The 6,400-nt window shown below is 76.9% G+C and carries 2 protein-coding genes; both read right to left on the bottom strand.

Annotated elements, in window-relative coordinates; genetic code table 11:
* Nucleotides 1–123 precede the first annotated feature (123 nt).
* Nucleotides 124–3,333 (bottom strand): amino acid adenylation domain-containing protein, encoded by a 3,210-nt coding sequence (locus ABZ885_RS33095; protein ID WP_360196963.1) that lies wholly within the window; start codon nucleotides 3,331–3,333, stop codon nucleotides 124–126.
* A 66-nt stretch (nucleotides 3,334–3,399) separates the two neighbouring features.
* Nucleotides 3,400–6,400, bottom strand: a 3,001-nt coding sequence (locus ABZ885_RS33100) for a type I polyketide synthase (RefSeq protein WP_360196966.1), incomplete at its 5' end; no start/stop codon positions are given.

A 6,400-nucleotide genomic window follows, 5' to 3' on the forward strand; every position in this document is an offset into this window, starting at 1 on the left:
GCCTACGGCGGCGCCGCGGGAGCGGGGTCGAAGAACCGGCGGGCGGGCCTGGCCGCGCCGGCCGTGGGGCACCCCCCCGTGGGCCGCTTCGCGTGCCCGCCCGCACGCCCGCCCCGGCGTCCGTCAGCCGGCCGCGGCCGCCGTCTCCTCCCGCCGCGCCGCGTCCCGGACGGCGGCGGCCAGCTCCCGCGGGGTGCGCCGTTCGAACACCTCGGCGAGGCTGATCGACACGCCGCTGATGTTCTGGAACTCCTGCATCGCCAGGGCGGCCAGCATGGAGTTCCCGCCGGAGGCGAAGAAGTCCGTGTCGGCGTCGAGGGCCTCGTCCTTCAGGATGCTCCGCCACAGCCCCGTCAGCTCGGCCGTCAGGTCGTCCAGGTCCGGCTGGTCCTGGCGGTCCGGGCGGTCCGGGCGGTCCTGGCCGTTCGCGCCGCCCGCGCCGGGCCGGGCCGCCGTTGCCGCGCGCCGGGCCTCGACCATCCGCTGCAGCGCGGGGTAGTCGACCTTCCCGCTGCCGTTGAGCGGCATCGCGTCGACCGTCACGAGGTCCCCGGGCAGCATCGACCGGGACAGGTGGGCGCGGGCGTGCGCCCAGACACTCGCGGTGTCGACCGGGCCGCCCGCGGACGGCTCCAGGCAGCCGATCAGCACGGCGTCCGCGCTCGGGTCGCCGACCATGATCACCGCCGCGCCGCCGACCCCGGGGTGGGCCAGCAGCGTCGCCTCGATCTCGCCGAGCTCGATCCGGTTGCCGCGGAGCTTGACCTGACGGTCGCTCCGGCCGAACAGGTCGATCAGGCCGTCGGCCCGCCAGCAGGCCACGTCGCCCGTCCGGTAGAACCGGCCGTACCCGGGGTGCTCGCCGAAGCGCTGCGCGTTGAGGTCCGGCCGGCCGTGGTAGCCGATCGCCACGCCGGCGCCCGAGATGCAGAGTTCCCCGCGGACACCGACCGGCAGGTCCCGGCCGTGCCGGTCGACCACGTGGACCTTGGTGTTGCGGATCGGCCGGCCGACGTCGAAGCGGCCCTCCGGCTCCTCCACGAGGGCGCGTGACGTCGACCAGATGGTCGTCTCGGTCGGCCCGTAGGCGTGGTGCAGCGTGCAGCCGGCCGCCACCAGCCGCCGGGCCAGCGGCAGCGGCACCGGCTCGCCGCCCACGATGACGCTGCGGCCGCGCAGGCTGTCCGCGACCCGGTCGATGACGAGCCGCCAGGTCGTCGGCGTCGCCTGGACGAACCGCGCCCCGTACCGCTCGATCAGCTCCCGCAGCACCCGGCCGTCGCTCCTGGCCTGGTCGGGGGCGGCCACCAGGCGGCCGCCGGAGACCAGCGGCACGAACAGTTCGAGGCCGGAGATGTCGAACGCGAACGTCGTCGTCCACAGCGTGGTGTCACCGGCCGCGGCGCCGAACTGCTCGGCGAAGTGCGCGACCACGTTGGCCAGGGCCGCGTGGTCGATCAGGGTCCCCTTGGGGCGGCCGGTCGAGCCGGAGGTGTACATCAGGTACGCACAGGCCTTCGGGTCCACGGGCAGCGGCTCCGTCCCCGGGTCCGTCCCCGGCTCCGGCCCCGCGTCCGGTGCGTCCTCGACGGCGGGCGCGGTCAGCACGGCCACGCCGTCCCCGGCGGCCTGCGCCAGGCCGCCGGCCGCGTCCGCGGACGCGAGGAGCACCCGCGCGGCCGAGTCGGAGAGCTGGTGGCGGATCCGCTCACCGGGGTGGGCCGTGTCGACGGGCAGGTACGCCGCACCCGCCAGCCACGTCCCGAGGACCGCCGCGACCAGCTCGGGCCCGCGCGGGAGCGCCACCGCCACCACGTCCCCTGTCCGCACGCCGGCCTCCCGGAGCAGGCCGCCCACGGCGTGGGCCGCGCTCCACAGCCGCCGGTACCCGACCGCACGGTCCCCCTCGACCACGGCCACGGCGTCGGGCGTACGCAGCACCTGCGCGTGGACGGCTTCGAGCACCGAGGCGGGCTCGACCGGCCGGGTGGTGTCGTTCGCCGCCCCGACGATCTCGTGGTCCCGCTCGCTCCACCAGCCGACCTCGCCGACCGCGCGGTCCGGGTCCTCCGCGAACGAGCACAGCACCGCCTCGAAGCGCGCCAACAGCAGCTCGGCGTAGGCCGGTTCGAAGAGCTCGGTCCGGTAGACGGCCCGCAGCGCGAGCGCGTCCTCCGTCGAGGTGGCGCAGAGCTGGAGGTCGAACTTGCCGAAGCCGCTCACCGCGGGGAACGGCGTGGCCGTCAGCCCGTCGAGGCCGAACGCGGCGGGGCCGCCCCCGGCCCGGTGGTCGAACACGTGCCGGAAGGGCAGCGAGCGTCGGCCGGACCCGGCCGCGGGCATCAGGTCCGCCTGCGCGTCCACGGCCACGTCGGCGTGCGCCGCCCCCGCGCGCAGCCGCTCGCCGCTGCGGCGCACCAGCTCCCGGACGCTCTCCTCCCGGTCCAGCCGCAGCCGCAGCGGCACATGGGTGACGTGGTACCCGATCGTGCGGGCCGCGTGCTCCGGCCGGACGTCGACCGGGAAGCCGACCAGCAGGTCCGGTCCGGCGCCGCACGCCTCCAGCAGCACGTAGTAGGCGGCCAGCAGGACCGCCGGCTCCGGGACGCCGAGGTCCCCGGCGAGGCGGCGCACCGCGGCCGCCGTAGGGGCCGGCAGGGTGCGGTCGAGCTGCGCCGCCGCCAGCGTCGGCCGGTCCGGCTCGGGCTCGGTGCAGGCCAGCTCCATGGTGTCGGTGGTCGCGCCGGCCAGCTCCGCGCGCCAGAAGGCGAGGCTCTCCGCGCTCGGGACGGGCCCGGCCCAGCCTGCTGCGTCCCCGCCGGCCGTGCCCGCGTCGGCCGTGCCCTCGTACGCGGCCGAGAGGTCCGCCAGGAACAGCGGGACGGACGCCTCGTCGAAGACCAGGTGGTGCGCCGTGACGCAGAGGACGTCGGTGTCCGGCGAGCGGAAGAGCACCGCGCGCAGCATCGGCCCGCCGTCCAGGGCGAACGGCGCGGCCGTGACCGACGCGAGGTCGGCCTCGGTGGGCTCGCCCGCGAGCACGACCTGCACCAGGTCCAGCCGGAACTCGTCCGGACCGACCACGCGCCTGGCCAGCCGGGTGCCGTCACTGCGGAAGACGGTGCGCAGCGCCTCGTGGCGCCGCAGCACGGCGGCCAGCGCCGCGTCGAGCCGCAGCGGGTCCACCTGCCCCGCGACGGCGAACGCCGCGGACAGGTTGTTCACGGGAGTGCCCGGCACCAGCGACTCGAACAGCCACAGCGCTTCTTCCCGGGGGGAGACTCCCGCGTCGTCACCCGGATCCGCAGGCTTGCGCCTCTCCGCGGAAATCATCACGTCACTCCTCTGCCATTCCAGGTCCGTTGGGGTCCGCCGGCTTTCCCGCCGGTGTCCGGATGCTCAGATCCCCAGCTCTTTGTCGATCAGGTCGAAGATCTCGTCGTCCGTCGCCCCGATGATGTCCTCGTCGGAGGGGGCGTCCTCGTCGGAGGACGCGCCCTCCGCGTCCGCCCCGCGGAACTCCTCCAGGAGGTGTTCGAGCCGGCTCGTGATCTTCGCCTTCTGGCCGCCCCGCCGGGCGATCGCGGTCAGCAGGGACTTGAGCCGGTCGAGTTCGTTCAGCACCGGCTCGTAGTCGATCTCCTGCTCGGCGATCCGGTCCCGGAGGTACCGGGCGAGCTCCACCGGGGTGGGGTAGTCAAACACCACCGCGGCGGGCAGCCGCAGCCCGAGGGCCCCGGTGATCCGGTTGCGGAACTCCAGCGCGGTCAGCGAGTCGAAGCCGAGCTGGCGGAAGTACCGGGCGGCCTCGATGGACTCGGAGCCGGGCCGGTTGAGCACCAGCGCCGCCTGGGTCAGGACCAGGTTCAGGACCGCCTCCTCCAACTGCTCGGGCGGCAGCGCGGCCAGCTGGTTCAGCAGGTTCCTCCCGGTCTCCGGGCCGGACCGTCCCGCCGTGCGCCGGCCGGGGCGGACGAGCCCGGTCAGCAGGGCGGGGACGACGCTCCCGGGGCGGCGCAGCGCGGGCAGGTCGAGGCGCGCCGTGACCAGCAGGGGGTCGGCGGCCCGGGCCGCCGCGTCGAGCAGGGCGAGCCCCTCGGACGCGGACAGCGGCTTCAGGCCCTGGCGGGCCATCCGCAGGCGGTCGGCCTCGTCGAGTCCGCCGGCCATGCCCTGCTCCCACGGGCCCCACGCCAGCGACACGCCGGGCAGGCCGAGGTGGCGGCGGTGGGCGGCCAGGGCGTCCAGGAAGGTGTTGCCCGCCGCGTAGTTGGCCTGGCCCGGGGTGCCCCAGACGCCGGCCACCGACGAGAAGAGGGTGAAGGTGTCCAGGTCGAGCTCGCGGGTCAGCTCGTGCAGGTGCCAGGCGGCGTCGGTCTTCGGCCGCATGACCTGCTCGACCCGGTCCGGGGTGAGCGAGCCGATGAGGCCGTCGTCCAGCACGCCCGCCGTGTGGACGACCCCGGTGAGCGGGACCCCGTCCAGGACGGCCGCCAGCTGCGCGCGGTCGGCGGCGTCACAGGCCAGCACCTGAACGCTCACCCCGGCGGCCGCCGACTCGGCGGCCAGGGCGGGCATCCCGGCGGCGGCCACGCCGCGGCGTGAGGCCAGCAGGAGCCGTTCGGCCTGTCCGGTCAGCGCCAGGTGCCGGGCGACCAGGCCGCCCAGCGCGCCGGAGGCGCCGGTCACCAGGACCGTGGCGGGGCGGACGGCGGGGTCGGCGTCAGGGCGGGTGGCGGCCGGTGCGTCGTGGTCGTACGCGACGGCCGCCCGCGCCAGTCGCGGCACCCGCACGTCCCCGCCGCGGACCGCGAACTCGCGCTCCCCCAGGGCCGTTCCGGCCACCACGAGGGGCCCGGAGTCCGCGAGTTCCTCCACGTCCGCCAGCACGACCCGCTCCGGGTGCTCGCCGGCGGCCGCCCGCACCAGGCCGACGACGCCCGCGCCGGACATCCGCACGTCCGCGCCGGGACCGGCGTCCACGGCGCGCTCGGTCACCACGACCAGCCGCGAACCGTCCAGCGCGCCGGCCGACAGGCAGTCCCGGAGCACGCCCAGCGCGCGCAGCACGGCGGCCCGGGCCGCCGTCGGCACGTCGCCGGAGTCTGCGGGGCCTTCGGCGGCCGCGGTGCCGGGGGCGGCGGTCTCCGGGCCGGGGGTGCAGCAGACGAGCACGACCTCGGGCACCGGTGTGCCCGCCTCCACCGCGGCGACCAGGTCCGGCAGGTCCGCGTACGCCGCGGCACCGGGCACGGCCAGGCCGCCGTCGTCGCCGAGCACCGCCCACGGACGGCCCGGCTCCCCGGCCGTCCCCGTCGCGGCGACCGGCACCCAGTCCACCCGGAAGAGCCCGTCCCGGGCCACCCCCGCGGCCTGGTCCAGGGTGGCGGCGGCCAGCGGCCCGAGCACCACCGATCCCGCCGAGGCGACCGGCTGTCCGGCCTGGTCGGCCAGGGTCACCGACACGCCCTCGCCCGAGGCCGACGGCGCCACCCGCACCCGCGCCACCATGGCGCCGGACGCGTGAACGGCCACGTCGCTCCACGCGAAGGGCAGGAAGAGGCCCTCCCCGGCCGTCTGCTCCAGGCCGACGAGCTGCAGGGCGGCGTCCAGCAGGACGGGGTGCACCCCGAACCCGGGCACCTCGGTCCCCTCGGCCAGCGCCACCTCCGCGAACACCTCGTCGCCGCGCCGCCACGCCGTCCGTACCGCCCGGAACGCCGGCCCGTACGCGTGCCCGGCGGCCGCCAGCCGCTCGTACAGCGCGTCGACGTCGACCGCCTCGGCGCCGGTCGGCGGCCACGGCACGCTCCACGCCGACGTGTCCGCGACGGCGCCGCCGCCCGGCTCCTCCGGGGCCAGGGTGCCGGACGCGTGCCGCACCCACTCCCCCTCGGCGGCCCGCGCGAACAGCGCGACCTCGCGCAGCCCGGCGGCGTCGGCCTCACCGACGGTCACCTGGATGCGCACGCCGCCGCGCTCCGGCAGCACCAGGGGCATCTCGACGGTCAGTTCCCCGACCCGGCCGCAGCCGGCCTCGTCACCGGCCCGCACCGCGATGTCGACCAGCGCCGCCGTGGGCACCACCACGCGGCCGGCCACGAGCGACTGGGCCAGCCACGGCTGAGCTGACCGGGCCAGCTGCCCGGTCAGCACCACACCGCCGGTCGCCGGCAGTTCGACGGCCGCGCCCAGGAGGGGGTGGGCCGGGGTGCCGAGGCCGAGGTCCTCGGCGCGGCTTCCGCCGACGGCGGTCAGCCAGTACCGCTGCCGCTGGAAGGCGTAGGCGGGCAGGTCGACGCGCCGGGCGCCGGTGCCCGTGTAGAGCTTCTCCCAGGCGACCGGGACGCCGCGGACGAACGCCTTGGCGAGCGCGGTGAGCAGGGCGCGGGGTTCGTCG

Origin of the sequence: Kitasatospora sp. NPDC047058 (assembly GCF_040643935.1) — a bacterium.
In the GTDB taxonomy this organism is placed as follows: domain Bacteria; phylum Actinomycetota; class Actinomycetes; order Streptomycetales; family Streptomycetaceae; genus Kitasatospora.

Bases quoted from the DNA above. Each gene is read 5' to 3' on its own strand.
- ABZ885_RS33095 (WP_360196963.1), bottom strand. From the start codon at position 3,333: ATGATTTCCGCGGAGAGGCGCAAGCCTGCGGATCCGGGTGACGACGCG.